Here is a 14,827-nt window from a genome sequence, read left to right as displayed (position 1 = left end):
CCTTAGATGTCAAGAGAAGCCTCAAATGCAAGAAGACCCCCAACGAAAACGGCCGCCCGTGGGCGGCCGTTTTGCTCAGGCTTGAGAGAGCCTCAGTATTTGATGTTGGCGAACAGCCGCACGCCGAGGCCCGGCAGCAGCACTTCGTCCTTTGTGTAGGACACCGCGTTGCGGATGTCCTCGTTGAGCAGGTTGTCGCCGACGATGCCGACACGAACTTCCTGCGCCCCCCACCAGTCGGTCTTGGCGAGCTTGGTCGTGTAGCTCAGTTCGGCCTTCAGCCGGTTGTAGCCCGGCGTTGATGTTTCGATACCGCCGATGTCGTTCTGCGCGAAGGCATGGAGCAGGTTGACGCGCGCGAGCCAGTTGGCGTCACGATAGTAGACGCCGCCGCCGAGCCGTTGCGGCGGGATGCGCGGCACGTTGCTGCCGTCGTCGAACGTTGCTCGGACAATATCGTACTGCCCTTCGACGCCGAACGTTCCGAACCACAGCGGCATCACGTCGTACTGGAACTGGAATTCCGCGCCCCGGAAATGCGCGTTGCGCTGTGAGTAGATCGCCTGATTGAGTTCGAGGCTGTTGTTCGCCACGCACGCCGTGCCGTCGCAGGTGTTGCCGGTGAGATTGCGGTAAATGAAGCCATCGAAGTGGGTGTCGTAGCCGGTCAGTTCGAACCGGAGCGGCCCGGTGTTCTTGCGCAGGCCGATCTCGATTGACTTCGCGGTCTCAACCTTCAGGTTCGGATTACCGATGTCGAACGTGACTGTCGCATCATGACCGCCGCGCGAGAACAGTTCGGCAGGCTTCGGCGCGCGTTCAGTGTATTGCCCGGTGATGCTGGCAACGAGGCCGTAGGGCAGGTTATGGATCAGGCCGATGCTGCCGCTCGCGGGCGTGAAGGAGAGATTGCGCGCGACCGCAGGTCCGATAGCCGAGGTGTCGTTGAACAACTCTGGAATGAAGGACGGCGTCGAGCCGGAGAGGTTGACGTGCTCGATGCGGCCCGCAATCTGCGCCTTGGTGGTGTTGTTGAAAGCGAATTCGTTGAACGAGTAACCGGCGACGCGGGTGTTGCTGTTCGGATCCCACAGGCCATTGAACGGGCTGCCGATGTCGTCAGGGCTCGGCGCAGTCAGTTCCTGATGTGAGGCCTGCACGCCGACGGCCGAGGTCATCGTTGCGAATTTCACATTCACAGGCGCGAACTGCACCTCGAGGCGGCCTTCCTGCTCCTTGTTGGTGAAAGTCTGGCGCACGCCGTCGGTGCCGTCGTCGCCGAGGCCGATTTCATTGTGCTTGTAGTCCGTCGCGCCCACCCAGAAGCGGATCGCGTCGATTGCGGCCGCGTCCGGACGATACTCGCCCTTCGCTGTGAACTTGGTCTGCTTGGCGTCGATGCGCGTGTTGTGCTCTTCGCCGTCGATGCCGGGGATATGGTAGAGCGAATTATTCTGCTGGATCGCCGCACCGATATAGCCGCCGGTGAAGAAATAGGTGCCGCCGACCGATCCGCCGTAGGAGCGCGTGCCGGAGTTCGGCTGCGTGCCGTTGAAGGGCCGCGTCGGATCGAAACGGTAGGGCGAATTCGGGATCGCGTAATTATCGGTCTTACGGTCGAAGCCGTCGGCATGGATCGCGAAGTTGCTGCTTGCCGCATCCAGCAGTACCGCGCCTTCACGGCCGTTGTCGACGCTGGAATAGCCCGCGCGCGTTTCGAAATTGGCGCAGTAGCCGGATGTCGAAGGCGGCGCCTTCACGTCGTAGCCCCAGGTTTGCGCGGGCGTTACCGGGTTGCAGGGCAGTGCGTCAGGAATGCGGTTGTTGACGGCGCTGACCACGCCGCCGATTGCGGTCGAGCCGTAACGCAGCGTGGCCGGGCCACGGATCACCTCGACCTGATTGGTGGTGAGCGGATCGATCGGCACGAAATGGTCTTCGCCGAGATCGGATGCGCCGTTGCTGCCGATGCCGTTCTCGACGATGCCGACGCGGTTGACGTCGAGGCCGCGGATGATCGGACGGCTTGATGCGCCCGGCGCGAAGGACGAACCGGTGATGCCGGGCTTGTCGTTGAGCAGGTCACCGAAGGTCTGCGCGCCGCTGCGCCGGATTTCTTCGTTCGGCACAACGGTCACGGTCGCGAACTGATCGGTGACGATCGGCAGCGCGCCCTGCGATGGTGCAGGCGCAGGCGCGTTCTCGGCAACAGCGGGCGCGGCAGGTTTTTCTTTCGGCTTGCCGTGAGCGCGCGCCGAGCCGCTGCCGTGCCTCGCCGCGACGACAGGGCGATGCCTGTGATGGTCGATGGGGCTCGGTGCATGCACCATGATTTCCGGCAGCACCGTGCCGGAAGAAGCGGCAGGCGCGGGCGTTGAAGCGGGTGGGGCCGCGGGCGGCGTCGCCTGTTGCGCGTGGACGGAATGGCCGAACACGGCAAGCGAAATCGCCGAGGCGCTGGCGAGCGAAGCGCGAAGGTGGAAACGGGACATCTTGAACTGATCCTGACACCGCGAACTGCACATCGGCAGCGGTCGCGGGTGATTGAAATGCGGCCGCTGGAAAACGGCCGTAATGGAGGTCAGGTCAGGACGGGGGGAGGGGCACGCGAATGAAATGCAGCGGTGCGCGCGGGCGGCGCGTCGTTGAGTGCCTGCAGCGCGAAGGCGACGGTCGAGAACGACGCAGGAAGCGGCAGCACGGGTGCGGCCGCATGCAGGCCGCTCGCCGCCATCGCGGCGGTGACGCAAACTGCGCAGATCGCGTCGGCGTCGTGATGGGCGGAAGGACCGCCGGTCGAGGAATTGGCGGCGATCTGGATCCGATCGGCGGACCACGCCGCGACATGGGTGTGGCCGAACGACAGCCCGATCTGCATCGCCAGCGCGAAGAGCGCCAGCAACGACAGCCGTTTGGCTTTCGACCGAACCCAGTCCATGACAGACAAATTCCCCATGCCGGGACTTAAGGTCACCGGATGTTACAATGTAACATCGGAAGTTCCGGGGATGTCAATCTGGCGCTGGGGATGGCGGCGCAGGCCGTCGCCATCTGTGGCTTTGCGGTTACCGTCCTTCGCGCACCCAGGTGGCTGCGAAGGCGCCGAGCAGCAGCAGGAGCCCGATCAGGCCTGCGAACACCGGGAAGGCGCCGATGCCGCGCACCACGCTGGCATCGCGCATCTTGAGGCCGAGCCAGCCGGAGCCCTCGAACACGGTTGAGCCGTGGATCGGCAGAATGCGCGGCAGTTCGACGGTGCCGGATTCTGAAATTCGTCGCGTGTCGCCGCCGGTTGCTTTGGTCAGCGGCGCGAGGGTCTGTGTCGTCGAGGTGACCTCGGAGAATTCCTTCGGGTTCGTCGGCCCGACGCTGATGAGCGCCTTCAGTGAGCCATCGGTTGCCTGCCACAGGCCGAGTTCGTCGGCGGGAAGCGTTGCGCGCCACACGCCGGGCTCGCTTGCGGCGAGCGTGACCTCGCGGATCTTGCCTGAAGGTGATGTCACCGTCACGGGCTTGACGGTGTCGGCCATGGTCTGGCGCGTGACGACGAGATCGTGGCCTTGCGTTTTCAGCCGCAGCGCCTCTTCGTCGAGTTCGGGTTGCTTCATCAGCCAGTGCGACAGCCGCCGCAGCAGGTCGAGGTGCGGCCCTCCGCCTTCATAGCCGCGCGCCCACAGCCAGATCTGATCCGAGAGCAGCAGCGCGACGCGGCCTTCGCCCTGCCGCGACAACAGCAACAACGGCTCGCCGTTCGCACCCTCCATCACCGGCGGCACGGTGGGATTGCGGGTATCGACGATGCGGAAGAACCGGCCCCAATGCGGCGGGTCGCTCGCCGCACCTTGTAGTCCGCGCGTGACCGGATGGCGCTTGCCGATGTCGGTCAGGCGGGCGTGAAAGGCCTTCTCGGTGACGTCGACAGGCTCGGCCGGCAGTACGGCGTCGAGCGGCGTGCGCCAGATCGAGGTCGGGCTGGCATAGTCCGGTCCGGCCGCCACGAGGACTGCGCCGCCGTTCTTCACGTAACGCGTGATGTTGTCAAAATATGCAGTCGGCAGAACACCTTGTCGGGCATAGCGATCGAAGATGATGAGCTGAAACTCGTTGATCTTCTGCTGGAAGAGTTCGCGCGTCGGGAAGGCGATCAGCGACAATTCGTTGATCGGCGTGCCGTCCTGCTTCTCCGGCGGACGCAGAATGGTGAAGTGGACCAGATCGACGCTTGCATCGGACTTCAACAGGTTGCGCCAGGTGCGCTCGCCCGCATGCGGTTCGCCGGAGACGAGCAGCACGCGCAGCTTGTCGCGCACGCCGTCGATCGAAACCACGGCGCGGTTGTTCACCGGCGTCAGTTCGCCCTCGAGAGGCGACGCTTCGATCTCGACGATGTTCTGGCCTGCATGGGGAATCTCGAGCCGAATGCGCCCGGTCTCGCCGCTCGTCAGCGTGCGGCGGCTCAGCACTTCGCCGTCCCGCCGGATGGTGACCTCGGCGCGCTCGCCCGTCACCCCCTGATCGTCGAGCTTGAAGGTGATGGTCTGCGCCTGCCCGACGATGCCGAAGCGCGGCGCGGAGACGATGGCGATGCGGCGGTCGCGCTCGCCGGAATGGCCGCTGATGAGCGCATGGACCGGCGCCTGGAAGCCGAGTGTTGCGGCATTGGCCGGAACGTCGTGCACACGTCCGTCGGTGATGAAGAACGCGCCCGCGATGCGGTCGGTTGGAACATCGGAGAGCGTGGCCGAGAGTGCGGAGAACAGTTTCGTGCCGTCGGTCTCGCCATCCGCCTGTCCGGCGTCGGCCACCCGTACGTCGAGGCCCTTGATGGCGCGCAGCTTCTCAAGCAGCGCGTCGCGCGCCCGGTCGGTCTGCTTGGCACGGTCGCCGAAGCTCTGGCTTGGACTTTTGTCGACAATGACGGCGGCGACCGAGGAGAGCGGCTCACGCGCCTCGCGGGTCAAGGAGGGGTTGGCGAGCGCGAGCAGGATCATGGCCAGCGCGGCTGTGCGCCACAACGCACCGCGCGCGCGACGCAGCAGCGAGACCGCCACGATGACAAGCGTCGCCGCAAGCCCGAGCCACAGCACGAACATGGGGACCAGGGGGGTGAACGCGATGCCGTACTGCGTCATTGCCCGAGCCTTTCAATCAGAGCAGGGGCATGGACCTGATCAGCCTTGTAGTTGCCGGTCAGGGTGTACATCACGATGTTGGCGCCAGCCCGGAACGCGAATTCGCGCTGGCGCGGCTCGCCCGGTGTCAGCGGAAGCATCGGCTGGCCGTCGGGCCGCAGCGCCCACGCACCGGCGAGGTCGTTGGAGGTGATGATGATGGGCGAGACGCCGTCGCCACCGCGCGCGGGGCGTTCCACGCCGTCATCGTCGCCATCGCGCGGCAGCGCTTCCACCCAGGTCTGGCCCGAGGTGAAGCGGCCCGGAAAATCGCGCAGCAGATAGAAAGTCTTCGTCAGCACATGCTCGCGCGGGATCGGCTCCAGTTCGGGAATGTCGAGCGATGATAGGATCTGCCGCAGCGCCATCATGCCCGGCGTCTGCGATTCTCCGTTCGAGGTCGGCGGCGCGTCGATCGCGTCACGGGTGTCGAACAGCACCGTGCCGCCGTTCTTCATGTAGGCGTCGAGCTTGTTGATCGCTTCCTGCGATGGCTTCGGCGCGTCCGCGATCACCGGCCAGTAGATCAGCGGGAAGAATGCGAGTTCGTCCTTGGCCGGATCCACGCCGATCGGGTCGCCCGCCTCGAGTGCCGTGCGCTGCGCGAGAAACAGCGACAGGCCACTGAGGCCCGCCTTGACGATGTTGTCCACCTCGGCATTGCCAGTGACGACATAGGCGAGGTGCGTCTGCGATACCGCCTTGATGGCGAAGTCGTCTTTGGCGGCGTTCGAGGTTGCCGCAGGTTTCGCGGGCGGGGTTTGCGCATCGAGAGCGTGCGGACCAAACGCGCTCAGCATAACAGCCAGAGCGAGCGCCGTGGTAACGGTGCGCCGCCGCAGCAATCCGGCGATTGCGCCACCGAGGATAGCGATGATGATCGCATCCAGAACGAACAGCAGAAGCGCGAGCGAGAGCAGGGTCCCGCGCAGGTCGCGCGGTTCGGCGTTAGTGTAACTCGCGCGTGTCGCGTTGAGCGATGACGTATCGAGCGGCGTCAGGCGGTCGGTGGCTGCGAGCGTATTCACTGCAACGGGACCGTCGACCGGGCCGTAGAATCCGGGCGGATGATCGAGGCTGGCGCGGCCGCGATAATCGGCCTTCACCGGCTTGGCGGTGGAGGGTGGCGCGGTGAAGGCGCCGAAGCCATCGAGGACGCGCGTCGGCGCCACCGTCTCGACCTTGGTGTCGGAATTGAAGCTGCTTCCGGCGACATCCGCATAACCCGCCATGTCGACGATCCGGCGCAGCATTTCGACGAACGTGCCGGACAGCGGCAAATCCGACCACCGGGTGTCGCCGCTGACGTGGAATAGCGCGAGCACGCCTTTGCCGCGCCGTTCGCCAGTGACGAGCGGCGTACCGTCGGCAAGCGAGGCCCAGACCTTTGAGGCGAGCGCGGGATCGGGGTCTGCGAGCACCTGCCGCGTCACAGTGACGTCGTCAGGTACCGGCAAACCGGCGAATGGTCCATCAGCTGCAAAGGCCGCGAGGTGTTGCGGCTTCTCCCACGTCAGCGTACCGCCCAGGCTACGGTTGCCGCGCCGCAGCTTTACCGGCACCAGATCGTCGTCGCCGGCCGCGAGGCGAGGCCCTGCGAAACGAACCAGCACGCCCCCTTGCGCGATCCAGTCGTCGAGCCGCGCATGCAATTCCGGTGACAGCGTGCCGACATCTGCGAGGATCAGCATCGGCACTTTCTGATCGAGCAACTGCTTGATCGCGTCGTCGGGCGCGCTGTGTTCTGCTGTGCGCACATCGGCGAACGGTGCAAGCGCCTTGGTGAGATAGAAGGTCGTGGCCAGCAAGGGTTGCGAGATATCGGTGCTGGCGCCGGAGACGATGCCGATGGCGCGCCGCCGCCATCGCTTGTCGAGAAGCTGAACGGCGCCCGCGGAACGCTCACCTGCGATCTCAAGACGCGCGATATCGTTGCGCAATTCGACCGGAAGATCGAACGCTGCTTCGGTCTCGTGCGCGGCGGCGTCGAACGCGAAACGTGTCTCGCCGATCGGCGCGCCCTTCTGGTCAAGCGCGCGCACGATGCCGGACTCGATACCGCCGCTCGCGCGCAGCACCTTTACGGTCATTTTCGCGGCAGCATTCTCGGCGGCGGCGAGCGCATGCGCGGGCGGCGTGCCACCCTCATAGATCGTCAGTGCGCGGTCACCGATGGCGTCGCGCAAGCCGCCCACGAAGTCTGCGCCGCGCCCACTATCGATTCCATCATCAAGCCAGACGATGCTGGCGTCGCCGATCTCACCGAGAAAACGCTTGATGAGCGGGAGCGTGATGCTGCGGTCGATGCCGTAGGGTTTCGGCGCGAACTGACGCAGCGCGACGCGCGCGGTGCCTGCGGGCATCAGGCTGATGTCGCGTGCAGGTTCGGACAGAGGCACGAGCGCGATCGCGCGGCGGGATGCATCGGCCTGCGAGATCAGTTCATCGGCGGAGCGGATGCGCGCTTCCCAACTTGCGGCCGCACTCCAGCCGTCGTCGAGCAGGATCACCAGCGGGCCTGAGGATGCGCCCGCGCCGCCCTTCGGATTCCAGACCGGTCCTGCGGCGGCGAAGATGACCAACGCCGCAGCGAGAAGCCGCAACATTGTCAACCACCACGGCGTACGCGACGGTGTTTCCTCGCGGGGCTTGATGTCGAGCAACAGCTGGGTCGGTGGAAAGTCGACCTTCACCGGGCGCGGCGGGATCACGCGCAACAGCCACCACAGCGCGGGCAGGGCGATCAGCCCTGCGAGCAGCCACGGTTCGGTGAAGGAGAGCGGCAATCCGGTCATGCCGGCCATCCCGATCTGGCGTTGCCTTCGCGCGACGCGGCAAGCGCCTGATGCAGATACAAGAGCAGTTCAGCAGCGGAACGGTCGGTGCGATGGGTGGAGAACAGCCAGCCGCGCCGTGCGGTTTCCGCGCGGATGCTGTCGCGGTGCTGCGCGAGCTTCGCGGTGTAATCGTCCTTCCAGTTCTGCGCGCGCCCCGCAATAATCGCGCCCCCGCCTTCGGGTTCATTGAATTCGACGCGGCCGGAATAGGGGAAGGTTTCCTCTGCCGGATCGACGATCTGCAGCAATACGCCGCGTGCGCCGGACGCCGACAGGCCCGCAATCATCGCCGCGATCTCGTCGAGCGGCGACCAGAAATCCGAGAGCACCACGATTTCGGCGAGCGAGGCGGGCACAAAGCCCGGCGGCAGGCTGTCGCGTGTGGACACATCGTGCAGCAGCACCTGCGCCATCCGGTCGATGATGCCGCGGCTTGCGCTTGGCCGCATCAGGCCGGGAATGCCGACGCGCTCGCCGCCCGCGACCAGCAGTTCAGCGAGCGCAAAGCTCAGCACGATGGCGCGCTCGAGCTTGCTGTCGCGCGCCGCCTTGGACGCGAAGGCCATCGATCTGGAACGGTCCGGCCACAGCCACACCGTGTGTGCGGCCTCCCATTCCTGCTCGCGAACGTACAAGTGATCGTCGCGCGCCGAACGCCGCCAGTCGACGCGCTGTGCCGCCTCGCCGGAGACGAAGCGACGATACTGCCAGAAATTCTCGCCGGTGCCTGCTCGTCGCCGCCCATGCAATCCGTGGATCACCGTTGCAGCGATCCGCCGTGCTTCCAGCACGAGACGCGGCATCGACGCGGCGAGCGAGCGGCTTTCGCCGTCGGCACGCCGGATCGCTTCGATTTCGGTGAGCGCCGGTTTGAGGGCCGCGGCCATCAACCGATCCGTGCTTTCAACTGCCCGATCACGCCGGTGACGGTTTCGCCTTCGGCACGGGCGGAGAAGGTCAGCGCCATGCGATGCTTCAGGACCGGCTCGGCGAGTTCGAGCACGTCATCAATGGAGGGTGCAAGGCGGCCGTCGAGCAGTGCGCGGGCGCGCACCGCAAGCATCAGGGCTTGGCTCGCGCGCGGGCCCGGACCCCATGCGATGGATTTCGCAGGCTCGCCGCCGTCTTCGCCCGGACGCGCCGAGCGCACCAGCGTGAGGATCGCCTCGACCACAGAATCGCCGACCGGCAGTCGGCGCACTAGCCGCTGCGCTGTGATGAGAGTGTCGGCGGTCATCGCCGCCTTCGCCGTCGTCTGCTCCGCGCCGGTGGTGTCGAACAGAATCTTGCGTTCGGCCTCGCGGTCGGGATAGCCGACGTCGATTTCCATCAGGAAGCGGTCGAGCTGCGCTTCGGGCAGTGGATAGGTGCCTTCCTGCTCGAGCGGGTTCTGCGTGGCGAGCACATGAAACGGTGCCGGCAGGTCGTGCCGCGCGCCCGCCACCGTGATGTGCTGCTCCTGCATCGCCTGCAGCAGCGCCGACTGCGTGCGCGGCGAGGCGCGGTTGATCTCGTCGGCCATCAGAAGTTGGGCGAATACGGGACCGGCGATGAAACGGAATGAGCGCTTGCCCGCCGCGCTCTCGTCGAGAACTTCCGCGCCGAGGATGTCGGACGGCATCAGGTCAGGCGTGAACTGTACGCGCTTGGCGTCCAAGCCGAGCGTGACGCCGAGCGTCTCGACCAGCTTGGTCTTGGCGAGACCCGGCACGCCGATCAGCAGTGCATGGCCGCCCGCAAGGATCGTCACCAGCGCGTTGTCCACAACGCGCTCCTGGCCAAAGATCACGGTGGAGACGGCTTGACGCGCGGCGCGGATGCTGCCCGCCAGTTGCTCGGCGGAACGAACGATCACGTCTTCCAGTTTCTCGACATCTGCGCTGTTCATTCCTGCTCCTTGCCGCTTTGTTCGCGGATTGGGATGATGTTAGCCCGTACCTGCGGGAAATATTCGGTCCGCGCGCCACCGTCCCCATTTTAACGGCCCAACGGGATGACATCCATCACGTTGCGTCGATTGGGCGTGAACGTTTGGATGTGGAAAATCGTGCCTAAATCGTGCCAGATTGCGCACGGTCAGGGAAAACAATGGCGAAGCAAGGGCAGCCGACAGGCGCGGAGGAGAGCGGCCAGCGTCTCGATGCGCTGGCGTCGGCGGCGCAGCGCGTCAATGCATCCGGCCTGCCGCCCGTGGAACGATGGAATCCGCCGTTTTGCGGCGAGCTCGATATCCGTATCGCCTCCGATGGCACCTGGTTCTATCTCGGCAGCCCGATCGGGCGTCCCGCATTGGTGCGGCTGTTCTCCAGCGTGCTGAAACGCGAGGGCGATCGCTATTTTCTGGTCACGCCGGTGGAGAAAATAGGCATCGTCGTGGACGATGCGCCGTTTCAGGCTGTCGAAATGAGGATAGGGGAACAGGGCGGATTGCCGCTTTTGTCGTTTCGCACCAATGTCGGTGACTGGGTCGATTGCGATGCCGACCACGGATTGCGCTTCGAGGACGCGCCGCGGGGCGGTCTTGCGCCCTATCTTCACGTCCGCGCGGGCCTGTGGGCAAAGCTGACGCGGCCGCTATATTATGAACTGGTCGATCGCGGCGAGATTCGCCAGATCGGCGGTGAGGAGATTTTTGGCGTAGCCTCGGGCGGTGCGTTTTTCGCGATCGCCGACGCCGCGCAGTTAAAGGGTCCGGCTTGAACGACAGCTTTCTGAAAGACAAAGCGGGTGCCAATGCGCTTCCGGTTCCGCACCGCGCTTCGATTGACATGGGATCGAAGGAATTCTTCAAGCGCGCTCGCGCGCGGCTGAATTTCGAGGTGCCCCCCGCATTGTCCGATCCGAGCATCGTCGCCAAGACCGGCGACCGGGGCACCGACTGGATGCTGGAGATCGTCGCGCGCGAGAAGCCGATCCGGCAGGCGGCGGTGCTGATTGGTATCGTCGAGCACGAACAGCCTTCCGTTCTGCTCACCACGCGCGCCGGTCATCTCGCCGACCATCCGGGACAGATTTCGTTTCCCGGCGGCAAGATCGATCCAAAGGATCTCTCGCCGATGGACGCCGCGCTGCGCGAGGCGAAGGAGGAAGTCGGCCTCGCACGCGACTTCATCGATCCCGTGGGCTATCTCGATGTTTACTCCACGAGTTTCGGTTTCCGAATCCTGCCGACACTCGCGCGGATTCGTCCGGGCTTCGACCTCACCATCAACACGGACGAAGTGGATGATGCGTTCGAGGTGCCGCTCGCATTCCTGATGGACCCGGCGAACCACAAGCAGGGTACCAAGGAATATCGCGGACGGCTTCGCTATTTCTACGAAATGCCGTACGAGCAACGCTACATCTGGGGCGCGACGGCAGGCATGCTGCGCGTATTGTATGAGCGGATCTACACACCATGATCCGACCGCTGCTGACCGAAATCGGGATTTTCCTGATTCCGTTCGTGGCCTATGCGCTGTTTGTTTTCGCAAGCCGCCGCGACGTGCTGCATCGCTCATCATGGCCACTGCGGATCGTGGTGATGCTGGCCACCGGCGCTTGCCTGCTGGTGATTTTAAGTCTCGTTTTACTGGCGAATTTTTCCGGGGCGCCGCCGGGCGCAACTTATACGCCGGCGCATGTCGACAACGGCAAGTTCATTCCGGGGGCCGATAAATGAGCGAGCGGCCCGCTACCCCAACCGCCACGATCATCGGTGCGTGGCTCACCTCCGGTCCGGCTGCGCGCGTGCTTGCGCTTCTGAACGCGGACGGTGAGGAAGGGCGGATCGTCGGCGGTGCGGTACGCAACGCACTGCTCAATCTCCCGGTCGGCGAAATCGATGTCGCGACCACGGCGTTGCCTGAGGAAGTTGTGCGCCGCGCACGCGCCGCGCGGATCAAATGCGTGCCGACCGGCCTAGAGCACGGCACCGTGACGCTGGTGATCGAAGGCACACCGATCGAGGTTACGACGCTGCGCGAGGATGTCGAGACCTACGGCCGCAAGGCCAAGGTCGCGTTCGGCCGCGACTGGGTGCGGGATGCCGAGCGTCGCGACTTCACCATCAATGGGCTGTCGCTGTCCGCGGACGGCAAGGTGCACGATCACGTCGGCGGTCTCGCCGACATCGAGGCGCGGCGCGTGCGCTTCATCGGCGATCCCGCGCGGCGCATCGCGGAAGATTTCCTGCGCATTCTGCGCTTCTTCCGCATTCACGCCGCCTATGGGCAGGGCGAGCCGGATCGCGCCGCGGTGGAGGCCTGTATCGCCGCGCGCGACGGATTGGCGTCGCTGTCAGCGGAACGGCTGCGGATGGAAATGCTTAAGCTCGTCGTGGCGAAGGGCGCCGCCGACGCTTTGGTTGCGATGGAGGATGGTGGCCTGCTTGGGCGCATCACTGCGGGCGTCAGTTATCATGGTCCGTTCGCCAATATGGTGGAGGCCGAGCGGATGCTGGGTTTCGCCGCCGATCCCATTCGCCGCCTTGGTGCGCTGACGGTCGCGACGCCTGAAGACGCCAAGCGCCTGTCCGTGCGGTTGCGGCTCTCCAACGCGGAGACGAAGCGGCTGGACTCGATGGGGCATCGCTGGTGGCGGATGCGGGAGATGAGCGACGAAGTCGCGCGCCGCCGCATCTATCGCCTTGGCGCGGACCGTTACACTGAACGCGTGATGCTGGCGTGGGCGCGCGCGGGACAGGATTTCTCCGCTGCACGCTGGCGCGATCTCGCAATGCTGACGCGGCGCTGGAGCGCGCCAGTCTTTCCATTGAAGGCGGCGGATTTCATCGCGCGCGGACTGAAAGAGGGGCCGGCGCTCGGTCATGTTCTGACGCTCGCGGAAGATGCATGGCTCGCCGCGAATTTTCCGCTTGATGCCGAGAGCGTTGCCGCGATTGCCGAGCAGACGCTGGAGCGCTTCCGGCACGATCACCGGCTTTGAGTCTTTTCAGGAGATGAGGTTCGCGCCGATCAGGCCGCTTCGTCCTCATCATCTTCGTCGTCTTCGTCCTCGTCGTCATCCGACCGGTCGATTTCTACGACTTCGAGTGCGATGGCGGGCAGCGTTTCCCGGAACAGATCGCCTTCAGCACCCATCCAGAGGCATTCGACATTGTCGCCGTCGACTGCGGCGATCGTCAGCGGCTGCCCGCCCGATTTGAGAATGGCAACATCACCCGCTTTCAGCGTCATGGTTCGTCTCCTTTTGAGATGAAGCCTTGCGTAGCAGGGCGGTGTGACGGCGCGACAAAGTGCGGGTGGCAGAATCATGGAATGCAAAACAAAAGCCCCGGAGCGATGCTCCGGGGCTTCCTTGATCTAGGTGAACCTGATCGGTCTTAGTACTTCGCGACCAGCGGGCTGCCCCAGTTGAAGCGGTAGACCAGCGAGGTCTGCACCGTCTGGACGTAGGGCTTGAACGTCATGCCGAGGGGGGTAAGCGACCCGTCCGGAGCGTAGACTTGGCTGGTCTTGCGGTCGTATTCGGCCACGCGATACTCGGTCTTCATGAACCAGCCCGGTGCACTGATGCCGAAGATGTTCAGGTCGTTCTCGACGCCGCCGCCGATGAACCAGCCATCACGGTGCGACTTGTTGGTGACGAGGCCGTTATCAAACGTCACGCCCTTGAAGTCGGCATGGCTGTAGCCGGCGTTGACGTAAGACAGTGCGTTCGGCGAGATCAGGTAGCCGAGGCGCGCACCGGCTGCGTAGTTGGTATCGTTCTTCAGGCGGCCAGTCATACCGATCGTTGCATCCGCCAGCGAGCCGCTGATGTCGCCGAACTGGGCATCGCCGAAGATGCCGACGACCCAGGTCGGGTTGATCTGCCAGTCGTAACCGCCTGCAATGGTGCCAAAGTAACCGCGGCCGCCCGAACGGGTGTCGGTGCTGATAGGTCCGCCGCCGAACAGGGCATGCTGGTCGGCCGAGAACAGGCCGTAGCCGCCGCCGCCCGCGAGATAGAAGCCGGTCCAGTTGTAAGCCGCGGTGCGCGCTGCCTTAGTATAGAACGGCGTACCGGCGTCGGTGCCCGGCGTCACGTGCGAGTTGAAGCGGTAGACCAGCGAGGTTGACACCGTCTGCACGTAGGGCTTGAACGACATGCCGTTGCCGCTGCCATCAGTGTACAGGTTGTTCTTCCGTTCATATTCGGTGACGCGGTATTCGGTCTTCATGAACCAGCCCGGCGCTTTGATGCCGAAGAAGTTCAGATCGTTCTCGACGCCGCCGCCAATGAACCAGCCGTTACGGTGCGAGCTGCCAATGGTCGTGACGCCATCATCGAAGGTTGCGCCCTTGAACTGGCCGTAGCTGTAACCGGCATTGACGTAGGACAGCACGTTCGGCGCAACCAGATAGCCGAGGCGGGCACCAGCGGAATAAGTGGCGTCGTTCTTCAGGCGAGCCGTGATGCCGTTGTTCAGGTCGATGAGGCTGCCGCGAATGTCGCCCCATTGCGCATCGCCGAACACGCCGACCACCCAGGCCGGGGTGAGCTGATAGTCATAGCCAAGACCGACGGTGCCGAAATAACCGCGTCCGCCCATGCGGCTATCGAGCGCGGTGGCAATGCCATTGGTCGTCGAGTGCTGGTCGGATTCCATCAGGCCGTAGCCGAAACCGCCGAACGCGTAGAAGCCGGTCCAGTTCGACACCGGCGCGATCGGAGGCGCCTTGGTGTAACGGGCAGCGAGATCGGCCGCGTTGGCGGCGGTGCTCAAAGCGATCAGGGCAACGGAGCCCAACAGAAACTTTTTCATGAAAATCCCCAAACCCGGTCCAGAATTGGATTCTGCCCAAAAGCTAGAGGATTTTACCGAAACGCGAT

Annotated in this window: 12 protein-coding genes; 4 read left to right on the top strand and 8 right to left on the bottom strand. The window is 64.6% G+C overall.

All coding sequences use genetic code 11. The features are described from left to right. Nucleotides 1-92: 92 nt before the first annotated feature. The 6 genes from HMPREF9697_RS07825 to HMPREF9697_RS07800 all read right to left on the bottom strand — a co-directional run bounded on the left by HMPREF9697_RS07825 (nt 93) and on the right by HMPREF9697_RS07800 (nt 9,896). Nucleotides 93-2,492, bottom strand: coding sequence for a TonB-dependent receptor (locus HMPREF9697_RS07825; protein WP_002716645.1), 2,400 nt, complete (start codon nt 2,490-2,492; stop codon nt 93-95). An 89-nt stretch (nt 2,493-2,581) separates the two neighbouring features. Further along, on the bottom strand, nt 2,582-2,938 hold the full coding sequence (locus HMPREF9697_RS07820) for a hypothetical protein (protein WP_002716644.1): 357 nt from the start codon (nt 2,936-2,938) through the stop codon (nt 2,582-2,584). Nucleotides 2,939-3,065: 127 nt separating this feature from the next. Continuing rightward, nucleotides 3,066-5,132 carry a hypothetical protein gene (locus tag HMPREF9697_RS07815; protein ID WP_002716643.1) on the bottom strand — a complete coding sequence of 689 codons (2,067 nt, stop codon included), beginning with the start codon at nt 5,130-5,132 and terminating at the stop codon, nt 3,066-3,068. Continuing rightward, complete coding sequence (locus tag HMPREF9697_RS07810) at nt 5,129-7,966, bottom strand: DUF4159 domain-containing protein (RefSeq protein WP_002716642.1); 2,838 nt, start codon at nt 7,964-7,966, stop codon at nt 5,129-5,131. Before HMPREF9697_RS07810 ends, HMPREF9697_RS07815 begins: the two co-directional genes overlap by 4 nt. Continuing rightward, a complete protein-coding gene (locus tag HMPREF9697_RS07805) occupies nt 7,963-8,895 on the bottom strand; it encodes a DUF58 domain-containing protein (protein ID WP_002716641.1) in 933 nt (310 codons plus the stop codon). Before HMPREF9697_RS07805 ends, HMPREF9697_RS07810 begins: the two co-directional genes overlap by 4 nt. After that, a complete protein-coding gene (locus HMPREF9697_RS07800; RefSeq protein ID WP_002716640.1) occupies nt 8,895-9,896 on the bottom strand; it encodes an AAA family ATPase in 1,002 nt (333 codons plus the stop codon). Before HMPREF9697_RS07800 ends, HMPREF9697_RS07805 begins: the two co-directional genes overlap by 1 nt. A 200-nt stretch (nt 9,897-10,096) precedes the next feature. Between HMPREF9697_RS07800 and HMPREF9697_RS07795 the strand changes: the two genes are divergently transcribed. The 4 genes from HMPREF9697_RS07795 to HMPREF9697_RS07780 are packed head-to-tail and all read left to right on the top strand — an operon-like array spanning nt 10,097 to nt 12,937. After that, nucleotides 10,097-10,708: a DUF1285 domain-containing protein gene (locus HMPREF9697_RS07795; protein ID WP_002716639.1), complete on the top strand. Its 612-nt coding sequence runs from the start codon at nt 10,097-10,099 to the stop codon at nt 10,706-10,708. Continuing rightward, nucleotides 10,705-11,412 carry a CoA pyrophosphatase gene (locus tag HMPREF9697_RS07790; RefSeq protein WP_002716638.1) on the top strand — a complete coding sequence of 236 codons (708 nt, stop codon included), beginning with the start codon at nt 10,705-10,707 and terminating at the stop codon, nt 11,410-11,412. Before HMPREF9697_RS07795 ends, HMPREF9697_RS07790 begins: the two co-directional genes overlap by 4 nt. Continuing rightward, complete coding sequence (locus HMPREF9697_RS07785; RefSeq protein WP_002716637.1) at nt 11,409-11,672, top strand: DUF6111 family protein; 264 nt, start codon at nt 11,409-11,411, stop codon at nt 11,670-11,672. Before HMPREF9697_RS07790 ends, HMPREF9697_RS07785 begins: the two co-directional genes overlap by 4 nt. After that, entirely contained in the window at nt 11,669-12,937 is a 1,269-nt protein-coding gene (locus HMPREF9697_RS07780; RefSeq protein WP_002716636.1) for a CCA tRNA nucleotidyltransferase, read from the top strand. Before HMPREF9697_RS07785 ends, HMPREF9697_RS07780 begins: the two co-directional genes overlap by 4 nt. A 29-nt stretch (nt 12,938-12,966) precedes the next feature. Here the strand turns inward: HMPREF9697_RS07780 and HMPREF9697_RS07775 are convergent, their stop codons facing one another. Together HMPREF9697_RS07775 and HMPREF9697_RS07770 are read right to left on the bottom strand one after the other, a co-directional pair. Next, nucleotides 12,967-13,188 (bottom strand): YodC family protein, encoded by a 222-nt coding sequence (locus tag HMPREF9697_RS07775; RefSeq protein ID WP_002716635.1) that lies wholly within the window; start codon nt 13,186-13,188, stop codon nt 12,967-12,969. Nucleotides 13,189-13,334: 146 nt separating this feature from the next. Next, entirely contained in the window at nt 13,335-14,759 is a 1,425-nt protein-coding gene (locus HMPREF9697_RS07770) for an outer membrane protein (RefSeq protein ID WP_002716634.1), read from the bottom strand. Nucleotides 14,760-14,827 lie beyond the last annotated feature (68 nt).

Source organism: Afipia felis ATCC 53690, from assembly GCF_000314735.2.
Taxonomy (GTDB): domain Bacteria; phylum Pseudomonadota; class Alphaproteobacteria; order Rhizobiales; family Xanthobacteraceae; genus Afipia; species Afipia felis.
Note: the sequence above shows the minus strand (reverse complement) of the source record. Positions and strands in the feature narration are given on the sequence as shown.

Coding starts and splice junctions, on each gene's coding strand:
- HMPREF9697_RS07825 (WP_002716645.1), bottom strand. CDS start 2,492: ATGTCCCGTTTCCACCTTCGCGCTTCGCTCGCCAGCGCCTCGGCGATT.
- HMPREF9697_RS07820 (WP_002716644.1), bottom strand. CDS start 2,938: ATGGACTGGGTTCGGTCGAAAGCCAAACGGCTGTCGTTGCTGGCGCTC.
- HMPREF9697_RS07815 (WP_002716643.1), bottom strand. CDS start 5,132: ATGACGCAGTACGGCATCGCGTTCACCCCCCTGGTCCCCATGTTCGTG.
- HMPREF9697_RS07810 (WP_002716642.1), bottom strand. CDS start 7,966: ATGACCGGATTGCCGCTCTCCTTCACCGAACCGTGGCTGCTCGCAGGG.
- HMPREF9697_RS07805 (WP_002716641.1), bottom strand. CDS start 8,895: ATGGCCGCGGCCCTCAAACCGGCGCTCACCGAAATCGAAGCGATCCGG.
- HMPREF9697_RS07800 (WP_002716640.1), bottom strand. CDS start 9,896: ATGAACAGCGCAGATGTCGAGAAACTGGAAGACGTGATCGTTCGTTCC.
- HMPREF9697_RS07795 (WP_002716639.1), top strand. CDS start 10,097: ATGGCGAAGCAAGGGCAGCCGACAGGCGCGGAGGAGAGCGGCCAGCGT.
- HMPREF9697_RS07785 (WP_002716637.1), top strand. CDS start 11,409: ATGATCCGACCGCTGCTGACCGAAATCGGGATTTTCCTGATTCCGTTC.
- HMPREF9697_RS07780 (WP_002716636.1), top strand. CDS start 11,669: ATGAGCGAGCGGCCCGCTACCCCAACCGCCACGATCATCGGTGCGTGG.
- HMPREF9697_RS07775 (WP_002716635.1), bottom strand. CDS start 13,188: ATGACGCTGAAAGCGGGTGATGTTGCCATTCTCAAATCGGGCGGGCAG.
- HMPREF9697_RS07770 (WP_002716634.1), bottom strand. CDS start 14,759: ATGAAAAAGTTTCTGTTGGGCTCCGTTGCCCTGATCGCTTTGAGCACC.